Source organism: Streptomyces sp. NPDC059785 (assembly GCF_042732375.1).
Taxonomy (GTDB): domain Bacteria; phylum Actinomycetota; class Actinomycetes; order Streptomycetales; family Streptomycetaceae; genus Streptomyces.
Genome location: NZ_JBHWHV010000049.1, coordinates 48,232 through 70,539 on the forward strand (window position 1 = coordinate 48,232; position 22,308 = coordinate 70,539).

General features: G+C 72.2%; 16 protein-coding genes and 2 pseudogenes. 10 read left to right on the forward strand and 8 right to left on the reverse strand.

Translation table 11 applies throughout. The features are described from left to right. Positions 1 to 485 precede the first annotated feature (485 nt). A pseudogene (locus ACFV6E_RS30820) lies at positions 486 to 1,248 on the reverse strand (serine/threonine-protein kinase); the annotation flags it as partial. Positions 1,249 to 1,479: 231 nt separating this feature from the next. Here ACFV6E_RS30820 and ACFV6E_RS30825 point away from each other — a divergent pair. After that, the gene (locus ACFV6E_RS30825; RefSeq protein WP_385466044.1) at positions 1,480 to 2,292 is read left to right on the forward strand and encodes an LPXTG cell wall anchor domain-containing protein; all 813 of its coding nucleotides are present in this window, start codon (positions 1,480 to 1,482) and stop codon (positions 2,290 to 2,292) included. A 122-nt stretch (positions 2,293 to 2,414) separates the two neighbouring features. Next, entirely contained in the window at positions 2,415 to 3,752 is a 1,338-nt protein-coding gene (locus ACFV6E_RS30830) for an FAD-binding protein (RefSeq protein ID WP_385160957.1), read from the forward strand. On the opposite strand, the gene ACFV6E_RS30835 is transcribed toward ACFV6E_RS30830, so the two are convergent. Beyond that, a complete protein-coding gene (locus ACFV6E_RS30835; protein WP_385160959.1) occupies positions 3,742 to 4,332 on the reverse strand; it encodes a biotin transporter BioY in 591 nt (196 codons plus the stop codon). The two genes, ACFV6E_RS30830 and ACFV6E_RS30835, sit on opposite strands and share 11 nt — an antisense overlap. Positions 4,333 to 4,970: 638 nt before the next feature. On the opposite strand from ACFV6E_RS30835, the gene ACFV6E_RS30840 reads away from it, so the two are divergent. From ACFV6E_RS30840 to ACFV6E_RS30860, 5 genes and pseudogenes are all read left to right on the forward strand, one after another. Then, the gene (locus ACFV6E_RS30840; protein ID WP_385466047.1) at positions 4,971 to 6,347 is read left to right on the forward strand and encodes an amino acid permease; all 1,377 of its coding nucleotides are present in this window, start codon (positions 4,971 to 4,973) and stop codon (positions 6,345 to 6,347) included. A gap of 176 nt (positions 6,348 to 6,523) precedes the next feature. Further along, positions 6,524 to 7,165, forward strand: coding sequence for a superoxide dismutase (locus ACFV6E_RS30845; RefSeq protein ID WP_385160963.1), 642 nt, complete (start codon positions 6,524 to 6,526; stop codon positions 7,163 to 7,165). A gap of 170 nt (positions 7,166 to 7,335) precedes the next feature. Continuing rightward, positions 7,336 to 7,575: pseudogene (locus ACFV6E_RS30850) on the forward strand (hypothetical protein); the annotation flags it as partial. Continuing rightward, positions 7,572 to 8,210 (forward strand): response regulator, encoded by a 639-nt coding sequence (locus tag ACFV6E_RS30855; RefSeq protein ID WP_385161000.1) that lies wholly within the window; start codon positions 7,572 to 7,574, stop codon positions 8,208 to 8,210. The pseudogene ACFV6E_RS30850 and the gene ACFV6E_RS30855, both read left to right, overlap by 4 nt. Before the next feature lie 104 nt (positions 8,211 to 8,314). Further along, a complete protein-coding gene (locus ACFV6E_RS30860) occupies positions 8,315 to 8,521 on the forward strand; it encodes a hypothetical protein (protein WP_385160965.1) in 207 nt (68 codons plus the stop codon). Between the two features lie 82 nt (positions 8,522 to 8,603). On the opposite strand, the gene ACFV6E_RS30865 is transcribed toward ACFV6E_RS30860, so the two are convergent. After that, positions 8,604 to 9,248, reverse strand: a complete 645-nt coding sequence (locus ACFV6E_RS30865; RefSeq protein ID WP_385160967.1) for a DsbA family protein — start codon at positions 9,246 to 9,248, stop codon at positions 8,604 to 8,606. Between the two features lie 163 nt (positions 9,249 to 9,411). On the opposite strand from ACFV6E_RS30865, the gene pepN reads away from it, so the two are divergent. Both pepN and ACFV6E_RS30875 read left to right on the forward strand, forming a co-directional pair. Further along, positions 9,412 to 12,000: an aminopeptidase N gene (gene pepN, locus ACFV6E_RS30870; protein ID WP_385160969.1), complete on the forward strand. Its 2,589-nt coding sequence runs from the start codon at positions 9,412 to 9,414 to the stop codon at positions 11,998 to 12,000. 261 nt (positions 12,001 to 12,261) lie between these two features. Beyond that, entirely contained in the window at positions 12,262 to 13,338 is a 1,077-nt protein-coding gene (locus ACFV6E_RS30875) for a hypothetical protein (protein WP_385160971.1), read from the forward strand. 101 nt (positions 13,339 to 13,439) lie between these two features. Here the strand turns inward: ACFV6E_RS30875 and ACFV6E_RS30880 are convergent, their stop codons facing one another. From ACFV6E_RS30880 to ACFV6E_RS30890, 3 genes are all read right to left on the reverse strand, one after another. Continuing rightward, entirely contained in the window at positions 13,440 to 14,594 is a 1,155-nt protein-coding gene (locus ACFV6E_RS30880) for a serine hydrolase domain-containing protein (RefSeq protein WP_385466050.1), read from the reverse strand. Positions 14,595 to 14,685: 91 nt separating this feature from the next. Beyond that, positions 14,686 to 16,449 carry a TIGR03767 family metallophosphoesterase gene (locus ACFV6E_RS30885; protein WP_385160974.1) on the reverse strand — a complete coding sequence of 588 codons (1,764 nt, stop codon included), beginning with the start codon at positions 16,447 to 16,449 and terminating at the stop codon, positions 14,686 to 14,688. 257 nt (positions 16,450 to 16,706) lie between these two features. Continuing rightward, on the reverse strand, positions 16,707 to 17,165 hold the full coding sequence (locus tag ACFV6E_RS30890) for an NUDIX hydrolase (RefSeq protein ID WP_385160976.1): 459 nt from the start codon (positions 17,163 to 17,165) through the stop codon (positions 16,707 to 16,709). A 300-nt stretch (positions 17,166 to 17,465) separates the two neighbouring features. Here ACFV6E_RS30890 and ACFV6E_RS30895 point away from each other — a divergent pair, with 300 nt between their 5' ends. After that, positions 17,466 to 20,771 (forward strand): S8 family serine peptidase, encoded by a 3,306-nt coding sequence (locus ACFV6E_RS30895; RefSeq protein WP_385466053.1) that lies wholly within the window; start codon positions 17,466 to 17,468, stop codon positions 20,769 to 20,771. A 75-nt stretch (positions 20,772 to 20,846) separates the two neighbouring features. On the opposite strand, the gene ACFV6E_RS30900 is transcribed toward ACFV6E_RS30895, so the two are convergent. After that, a complete protein-coding gene (locus tag ACFV6E_RS30900) occupies positions 20,847 to 21,599 on the reverse strand; it encodes a hypothetical protein (RefSeq protein ID WP_385466056.1) in 753 nt (250 codons plus the stop codon). Between the two features lies 1 nt (position 21,600). Beyond that, the gene (locus ACFV6E_RS30905) at positions 21,601 to 22,122 is read right to left on the reverse strand and encodes a sigma-70 family RNA polymerase sigma factor (protein ID WP_385161002.1); all 522 of its coding nucleotides are present in this window, start codon (positions 22,120 to 22,122) and stop codon (positions 21,601 to 21,603) included. Positions 22,123 to 22,308: the final 186 nt, after the last annotated feature.

Sequence of the window (22,308 nt, forward strand, 5' to 3'; positions counted from 1 at the left end):
GACCGGAGACCCGTGATCCGGCCCGGTCGGGGCGCCGTGGTCCGGAGCGGTCGGAGATCCGTCGCCCGGTCCGGCCGGGGCCCCGTAATCCGGAGCGGTCGGGAACCTGTTCTCCGGAACGAGCGGAGACCCGTGATCCGGAGCGGCCGGAGCCCCATTGTCCGGAGCTGTCGGGAAGCCCTGTGCCGGGCTCGGCCACAGCACCGGGCCTGGTGCCGGTGCCCCTCCCGGTCCCGCCCCCGGCGTCGGCCTCGGCACCGCTTCCGGCCCCGCACCCGGCGCCGACCTCGGCACCTCTTCGGCGCCCGCTCCCGATTCCGCTTCCGGCACCGGCCTCCGCCCCGGTCCCGGCGCCGTCTCCGGCTCCGTGCCCGGAACCTGTCCCCAGGCCCCGGTCTCGTCCCGGCCGTCGGTCTCCTCCCGGGCTCGGTCCTCGCCCGGTTTCTGCCACAGCCCCCGCTGTGGTCCCGGCGGTCCTGCACGGCGCGGTTCCGGTTCCGGGTGGGCGATCGGCAGGAGGAGGTGTTCCAACTGTTCCAGGCCCGGGCGGGTCGTCGGTTCCTTCCGGAGGAGGGACGCCAGGATGTCGCGCAAGGGGCCCGCCGCGGCGGGGAGTTCGGGCTCCTCGTACAGGACGGCGTGCAGCGTGGCGAGGGTCGTCGAGCGGGAGAACGGCGAGCGGCCCCCCAGCGCCGCGCTGAGCGTCGCGCCCAGCGACCAGACGTCGGAGGGCGGACCCTGCGGGCGGCCGGAGATCCGCTCGGGCGCCATGTAGTCGGGGGAGCCGACGAGCATCCCGACCACGGTCAGCGCCTTGGCGTCCTCCATCGCGGCGATGCCGAAGTCGGTGAGCACGATCCGGTGCCCGCGGTTCTCGACCAGCACGTTGCCCGGCTTGATGTCCCGGTGCAGTACACCGCCCGCGTGTACCTCGCGCAGCGCCGCCACGAGCCCGAGCCCGAGCCGCGCCGCCCCGGGCGGGGAGAGCGGCCCGTCGGCCACCACGATCTGTTCCAGCGAACGCCCCGCGACCAGTTCCATCACGATCCACAGCCGCTCGCCCTCGTCCACCACGTCGTAGATGCGGACGACGTTGGGATGGTCGATCCGGGCTGTGGCCCTGGCCTCGCGCAGCGCGCGTTCCCTGCGGGTGCGGGCGTCCTCCGGGTCGAGTCCGTCGATCCGCATCTCCTTGACCGCCACCTGCCGGTCGAGTATTTCGTCGGAGGCACGCCACACGCGCCCCATTCCCCCCTGGCCGATACTCTCGGCCAATCGGTAGCGACCGGTCACCATTAATCCCGGAGCACCACCCTGCACATTCCCCGGCAATCCCGTGCACCCCCTCAACACGCGCCACGAACTCCGCAACAGCCGAAAGCCAATGGTCACACTTCGGTCCGTAACAGCATAGTGCGGAGAAATCTTGTGGTACCTCTTCAAGTACTGCGAATTCAGGCGCAGCCAAGGGGGACGAACATGAGTGCTCGCCGTACGACGACCGCCGCAGGGTTGCTGCTCACAGCATCTTTCTCGGCCGCGATGGTACTGGCCTTCACCGCCACCGCGGACGACACCGGTCCGGGCAGCAGCGACGGGGGAAAGGCCGTCGACAAAGCGCCGGCGGGCGTAAAGCTGACCACCCGGCTACCCGAGAGGATATCGGTCGACAACAAAACTCAAGGGACTTCGCTGACCGCCACGGTGAAGAACGAGGGGACCAAGGAAAGCGGCAGCGTACGGCTTCTGGTGGTCGGTTTCGACGGAATGCAGATCAAGGGCGTCAAGGGCTGCACGGCCCTTTCGGATTCCGATCTTCCAAAAGGTTCGAACAGCGCTTTCAGCTGCGCCGTCGGCTCGCTCGGGGCGGGCGCCTCGAAGTCGTACGACGTCGACGCGGCCTTCGATCTGAAGAAGACCGGGAAGATCTGCCTGCCGGTGCAGGACAGTGCAGGGAAGAAGACGTTCTGGCAGCAGGGCCCCGTACCGTTCGGGACCACGAACCCGTCGCCGAACGCCCCGGCCACCCCGCTGCTGCTCGGTACCGACAACAAGCCCGCGGCCCCCGGCGGTGACAGCAGCGACAGCAGCGACAGCAGCGACAGCAATGGCGGTAACGGCGGCAGCGGCAGTCGCGACGAGCTGCCCAAGACCGGGCCGGCCGACCAACTGCTTCCGCTCGGCGCGGGCGGCACGGTGCTCATCACCGCGGGCGCGGCGGGTCTGTGGTGGACCCGCCGCCGGACGGAGCCGGGCCTCGGCCACCACGGCGACCACGGCGACCTCGGCTGAGGCAGCACGCGGGCAGCAGCGGACGGCGGCGGAAAGCGACGGGACGCGACGGACGGCAACTACAGCGGTGGACGGTAAAACCTGACCGTACTTGTCAGGTTTTACCGTCCACCATCGGCGCCATGGACACCTCTGAACGCGGGACCGGGCTCCTCCTACGCCCCGGTGACGCCGGGTACCAAGACGAACTCGCCGGGTTCCAGACCGGTTTCACGCAGCGGCCCGCCGCGGTCTTCCCCGCGGCCTGCGCCGACGACGTGGTGGCCGCGGTGCGGTACGCCGCGGCGCGCGGGCTGCCCGTCCGGGTGCAGGCCACCGGGCACGGCCTGCCGGGCGACGCGTCCGGCGGCGTACTGATCACCACCCGGCGGATGGACGGCGTGACGGTCGACCCGGCGGCCCGCACGGCCCGGATCGCGGCCGGGGCCCGCGCGGGGCAGGTCGTCGCGGCGGCCGAGCCGTACGGGCTGGCCCCGCCGAACGGCTCGGCGCCGGGCGTGGGCGCCGTCTCGTACACCCTCGGCGGCGGGCTCGGCATCCTCGGCCGGCGGTTCGGTTACGCGGCCGATCTGGTGCGGTCGCTCGACGTGGTGACGGCCGACGGCCGGACGCGCCGGGTGACCGCCGGGTCCGAACCGGAGCTGTACTGGGCGCTGCTCGGCGGCGGGCACGGCCTCGGCGTCGTCACCGCGCTGGAGACCGCGCTGCTGCCGGTGGACCGGCTGTACGGCGGCTCGCTCGCCTTCGACGCGGCGCGGGTCGAGCCGGTGGCCGTGCTGCGGGCGTACGAGCACTGGACGCGGAGCCTGCCGGACTCCGTCACCTCGTCGCTGGCGGTCGTGCCCTACCCTGACCTCCCCGCGCTGCCGCCGCACCTGCGCGGGCGCCGGGTGCTCTCGGTGCGCGTCGCCTGCACGGACTCCGCCGCCGAAGGGGAACGGCTGGTGGCCCCGCTGCGCGCGCTCGGCTCCGCGCTCGGCGACACCCTGCGCGAGATGCCGTACGCCGAGAGCCCCAGCATCCACAGTGATCCGGACACCCCGCACACGTACTACGGCGAGGGCGTCGTGCTGAGCGCGCTGGACGTCGCGGCGGCGGGGCGGGTGCTCGCCGGGACCGGGCCGGGTGCGCCCGCGATGGCCGTCGTCCAGATCAACCACCTCGGCGGCGCGCTGAGCCGGGCGGCGCCCAACTCGGTGCCGTACCGCGAAGGGCGGTTCCTGGTGCGGCTGCTGACGACGGCCGGCCGGGCGACGGCGCGGGCGCTGCTCGACCCGGCCTTCGCGGAGCTGGCGCCGTGGACGCTCGGGCGCGCGGTCAACTTCGCGTTCGGCGCGGGCGACCGCACGGCGGGTCTGTACGACCCGCAGACGCGGAAGAGGCTCGCCGTCATCAAGTCGCGGTACGACCCGGCGAGCCTCTTCCCCGGCACTCACGCCCTCGCGGACGTCACTTCTTGAGGAACTTCCAGGCGGTGGGCAGCGCGCCCATCGCCAGGGCCGCCTTGAGCGCGTCGCCGATGAGGAACGGGGTGAGGCCCGCCGCGATCGCCGCGGTGAGCGACATGCCGGTGGCCACGGCCAGGTACGGGACACCGATCGCGTAGATGATCGCCTCGCCCAGCAGCATCGTGCCGGCCATGCGCAGCACGGAACGGTCGGCGCCGCGGCGGGCGAGGGCGCCCACGGCGGTGGCGGCGAGCAGCATGCCGAGGACGTAGCCGAAGGACGGCGCGCCGGCGCCGGAGCCGCCCCCGGCGAACCACGGGACACCGGCCATGCCGACGAGCGCGTAGAGGGCGAGCGACAGCAGACCGCGGCGGGCGCCGAGCGCGGTGCCGACGAGGAGGGCGGCGAAGGTCTGGCCGGTCACCGGCACCGGCGAGCCGGGCACGGGCAGCGCTATCTGGGCGGCGATCCCGGTGAGCACGGCGCCGCCGGCCACGAGCGCGGCGTCCCGGACGCGGGAGGAGGGGATCAGGTCGGCGAGGACCTCGCCGGGGCGGGAGGTCGATGCGGCGGTGGTGCTCAGGGCGCTCATGTGGACTCCGGCGGGTGTCGGCAGGGTCGGGACATCGTGACGCTATCCCAGGGCGTGCGGCCGATCACCGTCAGCGCTCGACAAAGCGGTGATCCGGGCTTTGGTGGGCACCTCACAAAGCGGCGGTTCACACCTCGTCCGACGTGATGCCGGTCACTGAGGTGGGGAGGGGGCGGTCACGGTGGGCGGGTTTGGGTGCGCTGTATGGTCTCGCCAATCTGCTGTCGGCGCGGCTGCCGACGGTGGCTGCCGGGGCGCCTGCTGTCGGGGGTGGGTCGGGGCCGCGCCGTTACATCCGCCCGTCGCTCACGCGGCCGCCCCGGAGATGTCCGGCTCGCCTTCGCCCGTGACCACGCGAGCGACGGGCATTTGATGTACCGGCACGGCCCCTTCCGTGCGATCGCGACTGCGGGCCGTGGAGGGTTGCCATTCGTCCGGCCGTGCGGTTGCCGCTGCCGGGTCGCGGGGTGCGGTTCGGCGGGCTCGAGCGGCGTTACGCGTGCGGCGCCTGGCGGTAACCGGATTTCGACGCTCCGTATCGGCTTCGTCCGTATCGTGAACAGGCGTTTTGCTTTTCTGTCATGAGCACCCAGACTGTGGGAGTTTTTGTCACGTCTCACGTTACGGACACCCGCGCCATGCCTCGGAATGCCGTCGCCGATCCGGCACCGCCGCTCACCCACGGGCTGAAGCAGCGCCATCTGTCGATGATCGCGCTGGGCGGTGTGATCGGGGCGGGGCTGTTCGTGGGGTCCGGGGCGGGCATCGCGGCCGCCGGCCCCTCGATCGTCGTCGCGTACGCGATCTCGGGCGTGCTCGTCATGCTGGTGATGCGGATGCTCGGCGAGATGTCCGCCGCCTACCCCTCGTCCGGCTCGTTCTCGGCGCATGCCGAGCGGGCGGTCGGGCCCTGGGCGGGCTTCACCGCCGGCTGGTCGTTCTGGGTGCTGATGTGCACGGCCGTCGGTCTGGAGGGCATCGGCGCGGCGCAGATCGTCAGCGGCTGGCTGCCCGGCACCCCGGAGTGGGCCTGGGTGGCTCTGTTCATGGTCGTCATGTGTGCGGCCAACCTCGCGGCGGTGCGGAACTTCGGCGAGTTCGAGTTCTGGTTCGCCGCGCTGAAGGTCGGCGCGATCTCGCTCTTCCTGGTACTCGGCGTCCTCGCCCTGCTGGGCGTCCTGCCCGGCACCGGCTCCCCCGGCCTGTCGAACCTCACCGGCGAGGGCGGCTTCCTGCCCAACGGCAGCGAGGGCCTGGTCATCGGCCTGCTCGCCTCCGTCTTCGCGTACGGCGGTCTGGAGACGGTGACCATCGCCGCGGCCGAGTCGGAGAACCCGGTGCGCGGCGTCGCCCGTGCCGTGCGCACCGCCATGTGGCGCATCGCGGTCTTCTACATCGGCTCGATGGCCGTCATCGTCGCGCTCGTCCCGTGGGACGCGAAAGAGGTCGTCGAGAAGGGCCCGTACGTGGCCGCGCTCGACCGGCTCGGCATCCCGGGCGCCGCGCAGCTCATGAACGTGGTCGTGTTCGTGGCACTGCTCTCCGCCATGAACGCCAACATCTACGGCGCCTCGCGGATGGCGTACTCGCTGGTCGAGCGGGGACAGGCGCCGCAGGCGCTCGGCCGGGTGTCCGGCGGGGTGCCGCGGGTGGCGGTGCTCGTCTCCTCGGTCGTCGGCTTCGGCTGCGTGCTGCTCAGCTACTGGCGGCCCGACGACGTCTTCGCCTGGCTGCTGAACATGATCGGCGCGGTGATCCTGGTCGTCTGGATCCTCATCGCCGTCTCGCAGCTCCGGCTGCGGCGGCTGCTGGAGCGGACCGAGCCGGAGCGGCTGGCGGTGCGGATGTGGGCCTTCCCGGTCCTTACGTGGGTCGCGATGGCGGGGATGGCCGGGGTGTTCGTCCTGATGGCGCGGCAGCCGGACACCCGGGTGCAGCTCTACTCGACGGGCGCGATGACGCTCGTGCTCGCCGCCGTCGGATACGCCTGGCAGCGGGCGCGCGCCCGCGACTGACACCCGGCACTCCCCAACCGCGGCCGACACCCGGTCGGCCGCCCGCGGCAGGGCCCTCGCACGGAGGACGGTTTCGTGCGAGGGCCCTTTCGCGTGCCCGGGCACGCGGGACCACTCTCTTGCTGCTAGCGTGCACTTGCAAGCTGTTTGCAATAAGAGGTCGGAGGGGACCCGCCATGGCCGTCTACACACTTCCTGAACTGCCCTACGACTACTCCGCGCTCGCGCCCGTGATCAGCCCCGAGATCATCGAGCTGCACCACGACAAGCACCACGCGGCGTACGTCAAGGGCGCGAACGACACGCTGGAGCAGCTCGCGGAGGCCCGGGACAAGGAGACGTGGGGCGCGGTCAACGGCCTGGAGAAGAACCTCGCCTTCCATCTGTCGGGGCACATCCTGCACTCGATCTACTGGCACAACATGACCGGTGACGGCGGCGGCGAGCCGCTGGCCGCGGACGGCGTGGGCGACCTGGCCGACGCGATCACCGAGTCCTTCGGCTCGTTCGCCGGTTTCAAGGCGCAGCTCACCAAGGCCGCCGCGACCACGCAGGGCTCCGGCTGGGGCGTCCTCGCGTACGAACCGCTCAGCGGGCGCCTCGTCGTCGAGCAGGTCTACGACCACCAGGGCAACGTCGGCCAGGGCGCCACCCCGATCCTGGTCTTCGACGCCTGGGAGCACGCCTTCTACCTCCAGTACAGGAACCAGAAGGTGGACTTCATCGACGCCATGTGGGCGGTCGTCAACTGGCAGGACGTGGCCCGCCGTTACGAGGCCGCCAGGTCGCGTACGGACGTACTGCTGCTCGCCCCCTGAACCCCGAAGCCCAGGCCGTACCCCGGCCCCTTCGTCCTGCTCGTGATCGTCTTCTCAACCTTCACGCAAGCAGGCGGTATGGCGGAGAGCCCCCCGCGAGGACGTGACTCGTGGGGGGCTCTTCCGCGCCCTGGGACCACCCGCCGGGGGTTACCCCCAGGGCCCGGGTCCTCACCGACGACGGGACCGGGTTCCTGGTGGCGGAGTCGACGGGCTTCGGGCTCGACGGGATGCGCAAGCGGCTGGCGGAACTGGGCGGCCGGCTGACGGTGACGAGTTCGGTGGGCGACGGTACGCGCGTCCTCGCGCTGGTACCGCCGGCGTCCGAGGAGACGGTTTCCCGGGAGACGGTGTCCGGGGAGACGGTTTCCCGGGAGACGGTGTCCGGAGAGAACGGAGCGGCACGCTGACCGGGGAACGCGTACGCCTCCTCGTGGTCGACGACCACGCGGTGATGCGCGCCGGGGTGGTGGCGCTGCTCGCCGCCGAGCCCAGTATCGAGATCGTCGGCGAGGCGGGCGACGGGCGCGCGGCGCTGGAGCTCGTGGACCGCTGCGAGCCGGACGTCGCCCTGGTCGACCTGCGGATGCCGGTGCTCGACGGGGTCACGACCACCGAGATCGTCGCCCGCCGGCCGGGGACGCGGGTTTTGATCCTGACCACGTACGACACCGACGCGGAGATCGAGCGCGGGGTGGAGGCCGGGGCGATCGGCTATCTGCTCAAGGACACCACCCGGGAGCAGCTCGTCGACGCGGTCCACGCGGCGGCGCGCGGGGAGACGGTGCTCGCGCCCCGGGTGGCGGAGCGGCTGGTCGCCCGGATGCGCCGGCCCGCCATGGTGCCGCTGACGCCCCGCGAGGCGGACGTCCTGAACGCGGTCGCGGACGGGCTGACCAACGCGGAGACCGGCCGCCGGCTGGTGATCGCGGAGGCGACGGTCAAGACCCATCTGCTCCGGCTCTTCGCCAAGCTCGACGTGAACAACCGGACCCGGGCGGTGGTGGTGGCGATGGAGAAGGGGCTGCTGAGGCGGTCGCCGTGAGGGGCGGGGGCGGTGGGGTGCGGTGCGGGCTGACGCCGCGGCTTCGGCGCCCCTACGCTCGCAAGGCCGGGCCCGTCGCCTGGGCACCGGCCTAGGGGGCGCTCGTGTACAAGCACCTGGACTGTCTGAACTGCGGCACCATGCAGGACTTCCGCCGAGTGCGGTGGGACGCAGAGAAGGCCGCCATCCGGGAGATCACCGGCAAGCGGAACGTGGAGGACTACTGGCGCTGCACCCGCAAGGGCTGTCTGCGCTTCCAGCGGTGGACCGACAAGCACGACGGCGGGACGCTGCCCGTCGAGTTCCTGTAGAGGTACGCCACGGAGACGAATTCCGGCCGCCGCCGCGCGGAGTGCGCGCCGCGGCGGCCGGTCCCCCGTGTGTACGGGCCGCCTACAGGTTGCTGAAGTCCGGCCCCGCCGTCCGCGTGCGCTTGATCTCGTAGAAGCCCGGGACCGAGGCGACCAGCAGCGTGCCGTCCCACAGCTTCGCCGCCTCCTCGCCCTTGGGCGCCGGGGTGACGACCGGGCCGAAGAAGGCGAGCTGCTGTCCGTTGGCGCCCGGTACCGCGATCACCGGCGTGCCGACGTCCTGGCCGACCTTGTCGATGCCCTCCTTGTGGGAGGCGCGCAGCTCGGCGTCGAACTCGAAGTCCTCCTGGTCGGCGTAGTCGATCAGGTCCGCGGGCAGACCCGCGTCGGCCAGCGCCGCCGCGATCGCCTCACGGGTGGGGCCCTCGCCCTTGTTGTGGAAGTGCTCGCCGAGCGCGGTGTACAGCGGGCCGAGGACGTCGTCGCCGTGCTTTTGCCAGGCGGCTGCGACCACCCGTACGGGCGCCCACGCCTGGGTGGTGAGCCACTCCCGGTAGCCCTCGTCCAGCTCGTCCAGCTTGGGCTCGTTCAGGACGGCGAGGCTCATCAGGTGCCAGCGCACCTCGATGTCGCGCACCTTCTCCACTTCCAGCACCCAGCGCGAGGTCATCCAGGCCCAGGGGCAGGACGGGTCGAACCAGAAGTCGACGGGGGTCTTCTCGGACATGGCTCTCCTCGTGAGAACGGTTGCCAACGGCTGCGGACTGCTGCGGACTCTTCCCACGGGAACAGTCACGGCCGTCCCGGCCATTCCCGGGTAGGCGCCGTCAGGGGCACATGGCAGGATCGGTCCTGTTCGTACCGACCGTCACAGTTGAGAGGTGCCGCCCGTGCCCGGTGAGAATCTGTCCCGCGACGAGGCCCGGGAGCGGGCCGCGCTGCTGTCCGTCGAGGCGTACGAGGTCTCCCTCGACCTGCGGTCCGCCGTCGGGGAGCACCGTGCGGAGGACGGGCCGCGCACCTTCCGGTCGGTCACCACCATCCGCTTCCGGTGCGCCGAGCCCGGCGCGGGCAGCTTCGCCGACCTGATCGCGCCGAGCGTCACCTCGGTCTCGCTGAACGGCCAGGACCTCGACCCGGACCAGGTCTTCGACGGCGCGCGGATCGCCCTGGAGGACCTGCGCGAGGACAACGAGCTGGTCGTCGACGCCCAGTGCGCCTACTCGCGCACCGGCGAGGGCATGCACCGCTTCGTCGACCCCGAGGACGACGAGGTGTACCTGTACACCCAGTACGAGCCCGCGGACGCCCGGCGGGTCTTCGCCAATTTCGAGCAGCCGGACCTCAAGGCTCCGTACCGCTTCGAGGTGCGGGCCCCCGAGGGCTGGACGGTCTGGGGCAACGGCGCCGGGGAACTGACCGACGGCGTGTGGCGGTTCGCCGAGACGAAGCCGATCTCGACGTACATCACGGCCGTGGTGGCGGGCCCGTACCACTACGTGACGGACAGCTACTCGCGCACCTTCGACGACGGTACGAAGCTGGAGATCCCGCTCGGCGCCATGTGCCGCAAGGGGCTCGCGCCGTACTTCGACGCGGACGACGTCTTCCTCGTCACCAAGCAGGGTCTGGACTTCTTCCACGACAACTTCGACTTCCCGTACCCGTTCGGCAAGTACGACCAGGCGTTCGTGCCCGAGTACAACCTCGGCGCGATGGAGAACCCGGGTCTGGTGACCTTCCGCGAGGAGTACATCTTCCGCGGCAAGGTGACGCGGGCGTCGTACGAGGCCCGCGCGACCGTGATCCTGCACGAGATGGCGCACATGTGGTTCGGCGACCTGGTCACCATGGAGTGGTGGGACGATCTGTGGCTGAAGGAGTCCTTCGCCGACTTCATGGGGACCTTCTCGCTGGTGGGCGCGACCCGCTTCGAGGACGGCTGGATCACCTTCGCCAACCGCCGCAAGGCGTGGGCGTACCGCGCCGACCAGCTCCCCTCCACGCACCCGGTCACGGCCGACATCCGTGACCTCCAGGACGCCAAGCTCAACTTCGACGGCATCACCTACGCCAAGGGCGCCAGCGTGCTCAAGCAGCTCGTGGCGTACGTCGGCCGGGACGCGTTCCTGGAGGGCGCCCGCCGCTACTTCAAGCGGCACGCGTACGGCAACACCCGGCTCGGCGATCTGCTGTCGGCGCTCGAGGAGACCAGCGGGCGCGACCTGGCCGCCTGGTCGCGGTCCTGGCTGCAGACCGCGGGCGTCAACTCCCTCACCCCGCAGGTGCTGCTGGGCGCCGGGGGCCGGATCGACGAACTGGCCGTCCTCCAGGAGGCCGCCGAGTCGCACCCCGAGCTGCGGCCGCACCGGGTGGCCGTCGGCCTCTACCGGCGCGAGACCGCCGGCGGCCCGCTGGTCCGCTACGCCCGCGCCGAGCTGGACGTCCACGAGCCGCGCACGGTCGTCGCGGAGCTGGCCGGCGCCGAGGCGCCCGAGCTGGTCCTGGTCAACGACGACGACCTCACGTACTGCAAGGTCCGCTTCGACGAGGGTTCGCTGGCGACGCTGCGCGCCGGGCTCGGCGACCTGACCGACCCGCTCGCCCGCGCGCTGTGCTGGTCGGCACTGTGGAACCTGACCCGGGACGGGCTGCTGCCCGCCCGTGACTTCGTCGCCCTGGTGCTGCGCTTCGCCGGGCGCGAGAGCGACATCGGCGTGCTCCAGACCCTGCACGGCTGGGCGCACACCGCGCTCGTGCACTACGCGGCCCCCGGGTGGCGGGCCGAGGGCGGGCGGCTGCTCGCCGAGGGCGCGGTGACGGAGCTGCGGCGCGCCGCCGCGGGCAGCCAGGAGCAGCTGACCTGGGCGCGGTTCCTGGCCCGGGTCGCCTCCGGCGAGGACGAACTCGCCCTGCTGCGGGGGCTGCTGGCGGGCACCGAGGCGATCGAGGGCCTGGACGTCGACCAGGAGCTGCGCTGGGCGTTCCTGGAGCCGCTCGCCGCGCACGGCTCGGCCGGTGAGCAGGAACTGGCGGCCGAACTGGCCCGCGACGACACCGCGTCCGGCAAGCGGCACCAGGTCCGCTGTCTCGCCGCCCGCCCGTCGGCGGCGGTCAAGGCGCAGGCGTGGGCGTCGGTCGTGGAGTCGGACGCCCTGTCCAACGCGCTGGTGGAGGCGACCATCGCGGGCTTCCAGCAGTCCGGGCAGCGGGAGCTGACCGCGCCGTACGCGCCGAAGTACTTCGACGCGATCGGCCGGGTCTGGGCGGAGCGCTCCATCCAGATCGGCATGGACGTGGTGCGGGGCCTGTTCCCCTCGCTCCAGGACTCGCCGGACACGCTGGCCGCGTCGGACGCCTGGCTGTCGGCGCACGAGGACGCGCCGCCCGCCCTGCGCCGTCTCGTCCTGGAGGCGCGGGACGACCTGGCGCGCTCGCTGCGCGCGCAGGCGTGCGACACGGCCGCCGCCTCCGCGTAGCGCACGGCCGCCCCGCGGCACCGGCGGACACGGAGCATCCCGGGGCACCGGCGCGACCGGTGCCCCGGGGGCGCACGCCCCCCTGCCGTGTGCGGCGGTTACGGAATCCGGGTATCCCAGGCCGTAACCCGGCTGTCCGCCCGGCCGGACCAGCCCTTTTCGGCAGTCGAACGCCCGTACTTTAGGACGGGCTTGTCCGGATTCGCCGACAAGCGTGTAACAGCGGTTAGGGAGCGGATCCGGCGCGGAAGGTGCCGGGTCATGAACCACAACACCCCGCTCTCCCCCTCCCCCTCGCACCGCCTGTCCGGCGTCCGGCGGCGCGTGCTGACCACCGCAGAGCTGCGGGCGCGCGGAGTGACCGCCGCCGAGACCAACGCCAACTGCCGCCCCGGCGGCCGCTGGCAGCAGCTCCTGCCCGGCGTCTGCCTTCTCCATCCAGGGCCGCCCACCAGCGAGGAACGGCTGCACGCGGTCCTGCTGTACGCGGCCCGCGCCCCGCTCGGCGGGGCGGCGCCCGCGGTCCCGGCCCAGTCCGGCCCGGCCGGGCCCGAGCGGCACGCGAGCCCCGGGAACTCCCCGGAACCCGAGTACGCCGACGCGATGATCACCGGCCTCGCCGCGCTGACCCTGCACGGGCTGGCGTCGGCGCCGCCGCTGCTCTCCCTGGACCGGATCGACGTCCTGGTGCCCCGGCTGCGCCGGCTGCGCTCGACCGGCTGCGCCCGGGTGGTGCGCGCGCCCGCGCTGCCGGCCCCCGTCCAGGTCACCGGCGTTCCGGTCGCCCCGGTCCCGCGCGCCCTCGCGGACGCCGTCGCGCATCTGATGGACGCCGGGGTGGTACGCCGGCTGCTCACCGAGGCGGTACGCGGCGGCCACTGCGAACCGGCGTCGGTCGTACGGGAGCTGACGCGGGCGCGGCTGCTGAGCAGGCCGCACGTGGTGGACGCGGTGGACTCGCTGCTGGCCGAGGGCCGCTCGATCGCCGAGGACCGCCTCTACCGCATGGTCCGCGAACACGGTCTGCCCGATCCGGTGTGGAACGTCGATCTGCGGCTACCCGGAGGGCCGCACCTCGGCGGTCTGGACGCGTACTGGCCGGAGCAGGCGGTCGCGGTCGAGCTGGACACCCGGGCACCGCGCCAGGAGGATGACGCCCTGTTCTCCGAATACGCCCGCAAGCGCGAGCACTTGGAGCGGCTGGGCATCACGGTCGTGCATCTCACGCCCAGGAAGCTCCGGGACGCACTGGAACAGCAGGCGGCGGTCGTGCGCACCGCGCTGATGGCCGCCGCCGACCGGGATCCGGCGGCGTACGTGATGGTACTGCCCCGGTAGCCGCGGACCGGGCCCGGACGGGCAGGGACCAGGAGGGGAGAGGAGGGGCCGCCGGACGACCGGCGGCCCCTCCTCCTGTCCGTCCTTCCTTCTTGCTCGCGCTACTCGGGGCAGAACTCCGCTTCGAGCACCGCGTCGCTGTCGCCCGACCAGTCGCCGTTGAAGTTGAGGGCGAGGGAATGCCTGCCGTCGGCGGTGGTGACGGCCTCCGAGGTGGAGCCGTGGATGCCGCCGCCGTGGCCCCAGACGTGGACGCCGCAGCTCAGTTCACGGTCGATGAGCCCGAGGCCGTACTTGGCGTTCGGTATTTCGCCGGCCTCGACGGTGGTCTGCATCTCGGCGAGTTGCTCGGGCGGCAGGAGCCTGCCGCGCAGCAGGGCCGAGTAGAAGCGGTCGAGGTCGGCCGAGTCGGCGATCATCTCGCCCGAGGCGGAGGCGAGGGACGGGTTCAGCTCGGTGACGTCGTACGTGGGTCCGGTGTCCGACCGGGAGAGCTTGCCGTAGGCGCGGCTGCTGGGCTTCGGGACCTTGGGGTTCGTGCCGGGCACGAGGGTGGCGTGCAGGCCGAGCGGTTCGATGATCCGGCGGCGGATCTCCGTCGCGTAGGAGTGGCCCGTGACCTTCTTGATCACCATGCCGGCCAGTACGTAATTGGTGTTGGAGTAGTGCCAGTCGGTGCCGGGGGCGAAGTCCGGGGCGTGGGCCGTCGCGACGGCGACCAGTTCCGCGGGTGTCTTCGTGTCGTAGCGGTGCTGGAGGAAGCCGTCCTTCAGGAAGTAGGTGCGGGCGAAACCGTCGTCCTCGGTGTAGTTGTGGATGCCGCTGGTGTGGTTGAGGAGCCGCCGGAGGCTGATCGCGCGGCCGTCGTTGCCGTTGCCGCTGACGACGCCGGGCAGCCACGCGTCCACGGTGTCGTCCAGCGACAGCCGGCCCTCGGCCTCCAGTTGCAGGAGGACCGTGGCGACGAAGGTCTTGGTGATGCTGCCGACGCGGTAGTGGTCGTCGGCGGAGCGGGGCGCGCCGGTTTCGAGGTCGCCGGTGCCGGAGACGGCCGACCAGGTGCGGCGGCCGTCCCGGACGGTGGCGGTGACGCCCGGGACGCCGTCCCGCACGGCGGCGTCCATCGCCCGCCGGGTCGCGTCGTGTCCGTCACCGGTTCCGTGCCCGTCACCGGCGGGTGCCGCGACCGCGGGTCCCGCCAGAGCCACGGCGACCGCGACGGCGGTCACTCCCACCAGCCCCGTACGCACTGACATGTCCTGCCCCTCTCGTGTGGTGACACGGTCGGGGAAGGGGACCGCACCGGGGCGGCGGGAGTTGACCACCGGTACCGGGGTTGAGCGTGATTCAGCCTTTCCTCAGGACCAGTTCGGTGTTGCGGTCGTCGGCCGAGCCGCCGAGGTCGGTGCGGGCGCCCGGGGCGTTGGCGCCCAGCTCGCGGTAGAGGGAGCCCAGGCCGGTCTGGGTGAGGTCGGTGTGGTCCGTGCGGTGCGGGGCCGCGGACTCGATCAGCGTGGTGAACAGCGAGAGCGTGCCGTCGTGGTTGTCGGTGATCTCGATGACCCGGGCGAGCTGCGGGAAGTCGACGTGCGAGGCGGTGGAGATCTCCCAGAAAGAGCCGCCGCCCGACGCCTGGTGCGGGGTGATGCGGTTCTTGTGGCTGTGCCCGTTCACCCAGACCACGACGTTGGAGTGGCGGCCGAGCGCCGCGACCAGCTCGTCACCGCCGTGCCGCCGCTCCCCCGGGTGCGCGGGGTCGGGCCGCAGGTTGCGCATCGTCTTGCTGGTGTGGTGGCTGAAGACGACGGCGTACGCGTCCTTGTTGTCCTTCAGCGTCTTCTCCAGCCATGTGAGCTGGGCGGTGCCGAGCGAGCCCTCGTAGTGGCCGCCGGGGTCGGTGGAGTCGAGGCTGATGCCGATCAGGCCGTCGGCGATGCGGAAGGAGTAGTACTGGGTGTCCGCGTCGAGGTTGGCCTGCGAGTAGCCGTGGCCGACCGGTCCGGGGCCGGTGTGCGCCGGATCCAGGTGGGCCTTGAGGTACTCGGCGCGGGTGAAGGGGGCGCGCGCCGGGTCCGGGGTCACCGGCCTCATGTGGCGGGCCTGCGCCTTGAGCATCGCCCGGAAGTCGACGCCCTTGGGGTCGCCGCCCTTCTTGACGTTGTCCCAGATCGCCTTCCCGGCGGCCGTGTCGAGGGTCATCAGCTTCTTGCCGCCGACGGCGAACTCGGCGAAGAAGGAGTCGCCGGGCGCGTAGCAGCCGCCGGGCAGGGCGTCGTGGTTGCCGACCGTGGAGTACCAGGGCAGGCCGAGGCCGGGGCTGTTCAGCTCGCGGATCGCGGCGGCGAGGAAGCCGGGGATGCGTGGGAAGCCGAGCTGCTTGTCGGCGTCGCGCAGGGCCGCGTCGGGCTGCCAGTACAGCTTGAGGTCGCTGCTCTGGACGCCTTCGTAGCGGCGCGGGTCGCCGGAGTTGGGGGTGACCCGGCCGCCGCTCATCACCTTCAGGAACCAGTCGAGTTCCGTCTTGGAGTTGTTGTCGGTGTTGTCGCCCGTGGTCATCACGAAGTGCAGCGGGGAGCCGGTGACGGGGGCTCCCCGCAGCGCGTTGACCCGCTCCACCAGGGAGACCGCGCCGGCCACCGACAGGGCCTCCTGCGGACGCCAGGCGCTGGCGGTCTGCGCGCGCAGGTATTCGTAGCGCAGCGGGTGCTGGACGTCGACCAGGTGCAGGTCGGTGAATTGCACGAAGGAGGCGAGCGCGGTGCGGCGGCCCTCCCGGCCGTCCTTGGCTCCGGCCAGTTCACCGCGCACCACCCGCTGCCAGGCGGGGCCGTCACCGAGCCGCCGGTAGCCGGAGCCCTCGCCGCGCACCGCGACGGCGGCCAGGGTGGTGCCGCGGGTGTACGGCGCGAGCGGCGCGGCGGGCGCGCGGCGGGACATGGCGACGGGGGCCTGCCCCGGGGCGGCGGCGGTCTGCGCGGCGGCGTGCGCGTCGGCGGCGGGCCGCAGCGCGTAGCCGATGCCCGCGGAGGTGGTCAGGGCACCGGCGGCGGCGAGGAGGGTGCGGCGGTCGAGAGCGGCGGCGGCAGTGGCGACAGAGCGTAGGCGCGACATGGCGCTATCTCCCCGGGTGCGAACGCGTCAGCAGAGGTCGCGGGGGTCCCTCGTGGGAACTTCCCGCTCACTCCGGATCGTTGGCACCGGGGGTGGCCTGCGCATTAACTGGACCGCAACGGGCAACGCCGATAACGGTACGTGGATCTAGGACTACCCTGCGCGTCCACGGGACCCTTTCCGAACGGCTCGGAGGCGGTCACTCCGCGTTCACCTCGCGGGGTAGCGGGGTCTGTGCGCCGGTCCCGCGGTGACCGCTACACGTCGGCCACCGCCGCGCGTCCGGCGGCCGGGCGCTCGCGCCACAGGGCGAGGCCGATGTCGACGAGGGCGACCCGCGAGAGGTCGGGCACCTCGTCCAGGGCGTGCCAGGCGGCCATGTCGGTGGAGCCGTTCGTCTCGTGCCGCAGTTCGCCGCCGGTGATCCGGCCCTCGTAGACGATGCGCAGCCCGTGGAAGTCGGCGCCGGAGCCGAGCCGGCGCGGGTAGGCGCGCCGGATGGAGTCGACGCCGAGCAGGGTCACCGGTTCGACGGTGTACCCGGTCTCCTCGGTCACCTCGCGGACGACGGTGTCGTAGGGGTCCTCGCCGTGGTCCATGCCGCCGCCCGGCAGGGTCCACCGCCTGCTGCCGTCCCTTGCGACCCAGCGGGCCAGCAGGATCCGCCCGTCTCGTACACACACGGCGTAGGCCGCCACCCGCAACTCCTGGTGCATGACCAGACGTTACGGCAGCGTGGCGGCCGGGTGCGGGCATTCCCCGGGGCATCGTCGGCAACGTCCCGTCCTGTGCCGCTTTGGGCGCCGTGGCGCATGGCGGAATTACGCCAAGCGTTCGTCCCGCCCCGGTCAAGTCTCCCCAAACAACTTCCCCTCAGGTAAAGCTGAGCGGTCATCCGGATGCACATACCGGACTGATACGACCAGCTCAGAACAGCTACGAACTGCCGCGACCGGCTCCGGCTGATCCCCGGGCCGGTCGTTCCACGCTCGTTCCTTTACCTACAAGGGATGCTGATGACCGACCCTCAGCGCGCTCCGATATCGGGCGCGAGACGCGTGGCCCGCGTGGCCGTGGCCGCCGGTCTGGTGGCCGCGCTCTCCGCGGCCGGGCCGATACCCATGGCCTTCTCCGCCGACCAGCCGTCCGCGCCCGCGGACCCGGGCACCAAGTCCGCGACCGCCAAGCTCGGCTCCGACGACGCCGACCTCCTCGCCGAGGCGAAGGCGGGCGGCGCCAAGAACGTCACGATGATGATCGCCACCGCTCCCGGGCAGACCGGCCAGGTCGCCGGGAAGCTGGACGCGGTCAAGGGCGCCTCCGTGGGCCGCACCTACGACAAGCTCGGCTACGTCCGCGCCACCGTCCCCACCGCCAAGGCGGACTCGGCCATCGCCGCCGCCGCGAAGCTGTCGTCCGTGCACGGCATCGATCTACGCGAGGAGATCGAGCTGGACGACCCGACGCCGAGCGCGGACACCGCAAAGGGCGCCTCCTCGAAGGCGTCGGCCAAGACCTATGCGGCCCCGAACGCGAAGACCCCCGCCGAGAACCCGTACAACCCGTCCTTCGAGACGGGTGCCGTCGACTTCGTGAAGAAGAACCCGAAGGCGGACGGCCGCGGCGTCACCATCGGCATCCTCGACTCGGGCGTGGACCTCGGCCACCCGGCACTGCAGAAGACCACCACCGGCGAGCGGAAGATCGTCGACTGGGTCACCTCGACCGACCCGATCGTCGACTCCGACCAGACCTGGCGCCCGATGGTGACCTCCGTCTCGGGGACCTCCTTCACCTACGGCGGCAGCAGCTGGACGGCGCCCGCGGGCTCGTACCAGATCAGCACCTTCAAGGAGTCCTACACCGCGGGCGGCGACGCCGCGGGCGACGCCAACCGGGACGGTGACACCATCGACTCCTGGGGCGTCCTGTACGACGCGAAGGCCGGCACCGTCCGCGTCGACCTGAACAACAACCACGACTTCGGCGACGACACCCCGCTGAAGCCGTACAAGGACGGCTACCAGATCGGCTACTTCGGGACCGACGACCCGAAGACCGACGTCGTGGAGCGCCAGCCGTTCGTCGTGGAGATCCGCAAGGACGTCCCGATGGACCCCTACGGCGGCGACTGGGTCGGCAAGACGGCCGACTTCGTCAACATCGGCGTCATCGAGTCCGAGCACGGCACCCACGTCGCGGGCATCACCTCCGCCAACGGTCTGTTCGGCGGCAAGATGAACGGCGCGGCCCCGGGCGCCAAGCTCGTCTCCTCGCGCGCCTGCACCTGGACCGGGAGCTGCACCAACGTCGCGCTCACCGAGGGCATGATCGACCTCGTCGTCAACCGCGGCGTCGACATCGTGAACATGTCGATCGGCGGCCTGCCCTCCCTCAACGACGGCAACAACGCGCGCGCCGAGCTCTACACCCGGCTCATCGACACCTACGGTGTCCAGCTCGTGATCTCCGCGGGCAACTCGGGCCCCGGCGCCAACACCATCGGCGACCCCGGCCTCGCCGACAAGGTCATCTCGGTCGGCGCCACCATCTCCAAGGAGACCTGGGCCGCCAACTACGGCTCCGCGGTGTCGGCGAAGTACGCGATGATGCCGTTCTCCTCGCGCGGTCCGCGTGAGGACGGCGGCTTCACGCCGACGCTCTCCGCGCCGGGTGCCGCGATCAACACCACCCAGACCTGGCTGCCGGGCTCCCCGGTCGCCGAGGCGGGCTACTCGCTGCCGGCCGGCTACTCGATGCTCCAGGGCACCTCGATGGCCTCCCCGCAGGCGGCCGGTGCCTCCGCGCTGCTGCTGTCCGCGGCGAAGCAGAAGCACATCGGCCTCACCCCGGCGAACCTGCGCACGGCGCTCACCTCGACCGCCGACCACATCAAGGGCGTGCAGGCGTACGAGGAGGGCGCGGGCCTGATCAACATCGTCGACGCCTGGAAGTCGATCCAGAAGGGCGCCACCGCGCACGAGTACACGGTCAAGGCCCCCGTCGACACCGCGATCGACGAGTACCTGGAGACACCGGGCCACGGCACCGGCCTCTACGACCGCGAGGGCGGTCTGAAGGCCGGCCAGAAGAAGACGTACGAGATCACGCTGACCCGTACGTCCGGCGCCGACAAGGCGGTCCGGCACGAGCTGCACTTCGAGAACAACGCGGGCAACACCTTCAAGATCGTCGGTTCCGACGAGGTGAAGCTGCCGCTGAACAAGCCGGTGACCGTCAAGGTGCAGGCCGCGCCCAGGTCGGCGGGTCTGAAGTCCGCGGTCCTGGAGGTCGACGACCCCAGGACCGTCGGCACCGACAAGCTGGTCATGACCACCGTCGTGGTTTCGGCCCCGCTGAAGTACAGCTACTCCGCGTCGGACTCGGTGCAGCGCAACAGCACCCAGTCCTACTTCGTGACGGTCCCCGAGGGCGCCAAGTCCCTGGAGGTCGCGATCGGCGGGCTGAAGGGCCTGAGCCAGACCCGGTTCATCGCCATCCACCCCTACGGCGTCCCGGTCGACAACACCTCCACGCCGTACTGCTACAACAACTACCTCGACGGCAACGGCTGCAAGCCCGACGTGCGTTCGTACGCCGACCCGCAGCCGGGCGTCTGGGAGATCGAGGTCGAGGCGCGCCGCACCTCGCCGCTGCTCGACAACCCCTACAAGCTGGACGTCTCCGTGCTCGGCGCCACCTTCGACCCGGCGGTCGTGACCGTGCCCGAGGCGAAGGTCGGCACCCCGGCCACCGCCTCCTGGAAGGTGACGAACGACTTCGCCGCGATCGACGGCTCGCTGAAGGGCGGCCCGCTCGGCTCGGCCAAGAACGACCGGCCGACCATCGCCGAGGGCGCGACCACGACCACCACGGTCGAGGTGCCCGAGGGCGCCACGTCGCTCGACGTCGCCATCGGCGGCGTCTCCGACACGGCCGCGGACCTCGACCTGTACGTGTACGACGCGGCCGGCAACGAGGTCGGCAGCTCCGCCGACGGCGACTCGGAGGAGGCGGTCTCCGTCGCCTCGCCCGCCGCCGGTACGTACACCGTCCAGGTCGCGGCCTACTCCGTCCCGTCGGGCTCCACCGCGTACGACTACCAAAACGTGTTCTACGCGTCCTCCCTCGGCCAGGTCACGGTCGACGGGTCGGGCCCGGTCGAGCTGGCCACCGGCGCCTCCGTCCCGGTGACCGCCTCGGTCACCGCCGCGGCGGCCGCGCCCGAGGGACGCGAGTTCTTCGGCCAGGTGCAGCTCGTGAACGCCCGCGGCACGGTCGCGGGCACCGGCAGCGTGCTGATCGAGAAGGTCACGCAGTAACCGGCGGTACAGCAGTCAGGGGGGCGGGCGTCCGTGCGCGGGCGCCCGCCCTCCGCGTTGTCCCGTCCGCGCCGGTCAGCCGCAGTCGGTGGTGCGGGAGCCGGGGAGCGCCGCCAGGATCCGCGCCCGCTCTCGGGCGACGGCCTTGTCGCCCGTGGCCCACAGGTCCGGGGACGTGGCGCCGCGCGGGATGCCGATCAGGACGTGGTCGTGCACGCGCGGCCGCGGGTCGGCGTCCGTGTCCATCACGAAGCCGACCTCGTCCCCGCCGTCGTCCGGTTTGAGGTAGCGGTCCACGTCGAGGGTGACGCGCTCCCGCGCGGTCCCGGGTACGGGTTCCACCGCGGCGACCGTGCCCTCCACGATGAGCCGGGCGCAGGCGACGTACCCCTCGGCCGACCGCTTCGCGGACCCGCTGTCGCCGGCCGCGGCCTTGTCCGCGGCACCGCTGTCCTCCGAGACGCCCCCGCCCCGCGCGACGAGCCAGCCCATGCCGAGCACCACGGAGACGGCGACGGCGGCGACGAGACCGCCCAGGGCGAGGGCGAAGGCGCCGGGGCGGCGGCGTTTCCTGACGGGCGCCGGTGCCGATTTCGGTTCTGGTGCGCTGTCGGAGCTGTCCGGTCCGGTCAGTGCGTCCGCCAGGACCGTGAGCTGTTCCCGCAGCAGGGCCACGTCCGCGAGGGCCGAGCGGTGTTCCGCCAGGAAGGCGGCGTCGTCGCGGACCTCCTCGGGCAGCGGCTCGTCCGTCAGCGCGGCGAGGAGCGGGTCCACGGCCGCACCGGCCGGCTCGCCCCCACGGGCGTCGGCTCCGTACGCGTCGGCCATGTCACACCACCTCGTCCTCGTGCAGGCGGGCGCGGAGCGCGCGGACCGCCGAGTGCAGCCTGCTCTTGACCGTGCCCTCCGGGATGCCCAGCTCCTCGGCGATCCCGCGCACCGGCAGGTCGGCGTAGAACCGCAGGACCAGGATCTGCCGCTGGGCGTCGGGCAGTCCGTCCAGGCCCCGGGCGACGGTCAGCGAGAGCACGCGGGCCTCGTCGTCGGCGGGCTGCTCGGGCTGCCGCAGCGCGGCCAGGCGCTCGCCGAGCCGCTCCTGTCTGCGCTTGGCCCGGTGCCAGTCCATCGCCAGGTTGGAGGCGACGACCGCCGCCCAGGCGGACACGTCCCGCGGTGCCTCGTCGCCCTTCGCCGCGCGTTCCAGCAGCCGCAGGCGGACCTGCTGCACCCCGTCCGGCAGGTCCGCCTGCGGTACGCCGCCGAGCGCGAGCACCGCGCGCACCCGGCGTTCCTGGGCCGCGTCCAGGGGATCCTCCACCCCCTGGCCGCGGCGGCTCTTTCCGCGCAGCACACTCACCCCTCCCTCGGGCCCCTCCCGGCGCTCCCCGTCCGGCGGGCCCGGCCGCGTTTGTCCTAGGACGCCGGGGCGCCCGGAAACGTTCGGCGGGAGGCGCCCCGAGACGTGGCTCACACGCGCGCGCGGCCCGAGGGATACGTCACACGGGGCGTCCCACCCCTCGGGCAAAGGATTGGACAT

Coding starts and splice junctions, on each gene's coding strand:
- ACFV6E_RS30825 (WP_385466044.1), top strand. CDS start 1,480: ATGAGTGCTCGCCGTACGACGACCGCCGCAGGGTTGCTGCTCACAGCA.
- ACFV6E_RS30830 (WP_385160957.1), top strand. CDS start 2,415: ATGGACACCTCTGAACGCGGGACCGGGCTCCTCCTACGCCCCGGTGAC.
- ACFV6E_RS30835 (WP_385160959.1), bottom strand. CDS start 4,332: ATGAGCGCCCTGAGCACCACCGCCGCATCGACCTCCCGCCCCGGCGAG.
- ACFV6E_RS30840 (WP_385466047.1), top strand. CDS start 4,971: ATGCCTCGGAATGCCGTCGCCGATCCGGCACCGCCGCTCACCCACGGG.
- ACFV6E_RS30845 (WP_385160963.1), top strand. CDS start 6,524: ATGGCCGTCTACACACTTCCTGAACTGCCCTACGACTACTCCGCGCTC.
- ACFV6E_RS30865 (WP_385160967.1), bottom strand. CDS start 9,248: ATGTCCGAGAAGACCCCCGTCGACTTCTGGTTCGACCCGTCCTGCCCC.
- ACFV6E_RS30875 (WP_385160971.1), top strand. CDS start 12,262: ATGAACCACAACACCCCGCTCTCCCCCTCCCCCTCGCACCGCCTGTCC.
- ACFV6E_RS30880 (WP_385466050.1), bottom strand. CDS start 14,594: ATGTCAGTGCGTACGGGGCTGGTGGGAGTGACCGCCGTCGCGGTCGCC.
- ACFV6E_RS30885 (WP_385160974.1), bottom strand. CDS start 16,449: ATGTCGCGCCTACGCTCTGTCGCCACTGCCGCCGCCGCTCTCGACCGC.
- ACFV6E_RS30890 (WP_385160976.1), bottom strand. CDS start 17,165: ATGCACCAGGAGTTGCGGGTGGCGGCCTACGCCGTGTGTGTACGAGAC.
- ACFV6E_RS30895 (WP_385466053.1), top strand. CDS start 17,466: ATGACCGACCCTCAGCGCGCTCCGATATCGGGCGCGAGACGCGTGGCC.
- ACFV6E_RS30900 (WP_385466056.1), bottom strand. CDS start 21,599: ATGGCCGACGCGTACGGAGCCGACGCCCGTGGGGGCGAGCCGGCCGGT.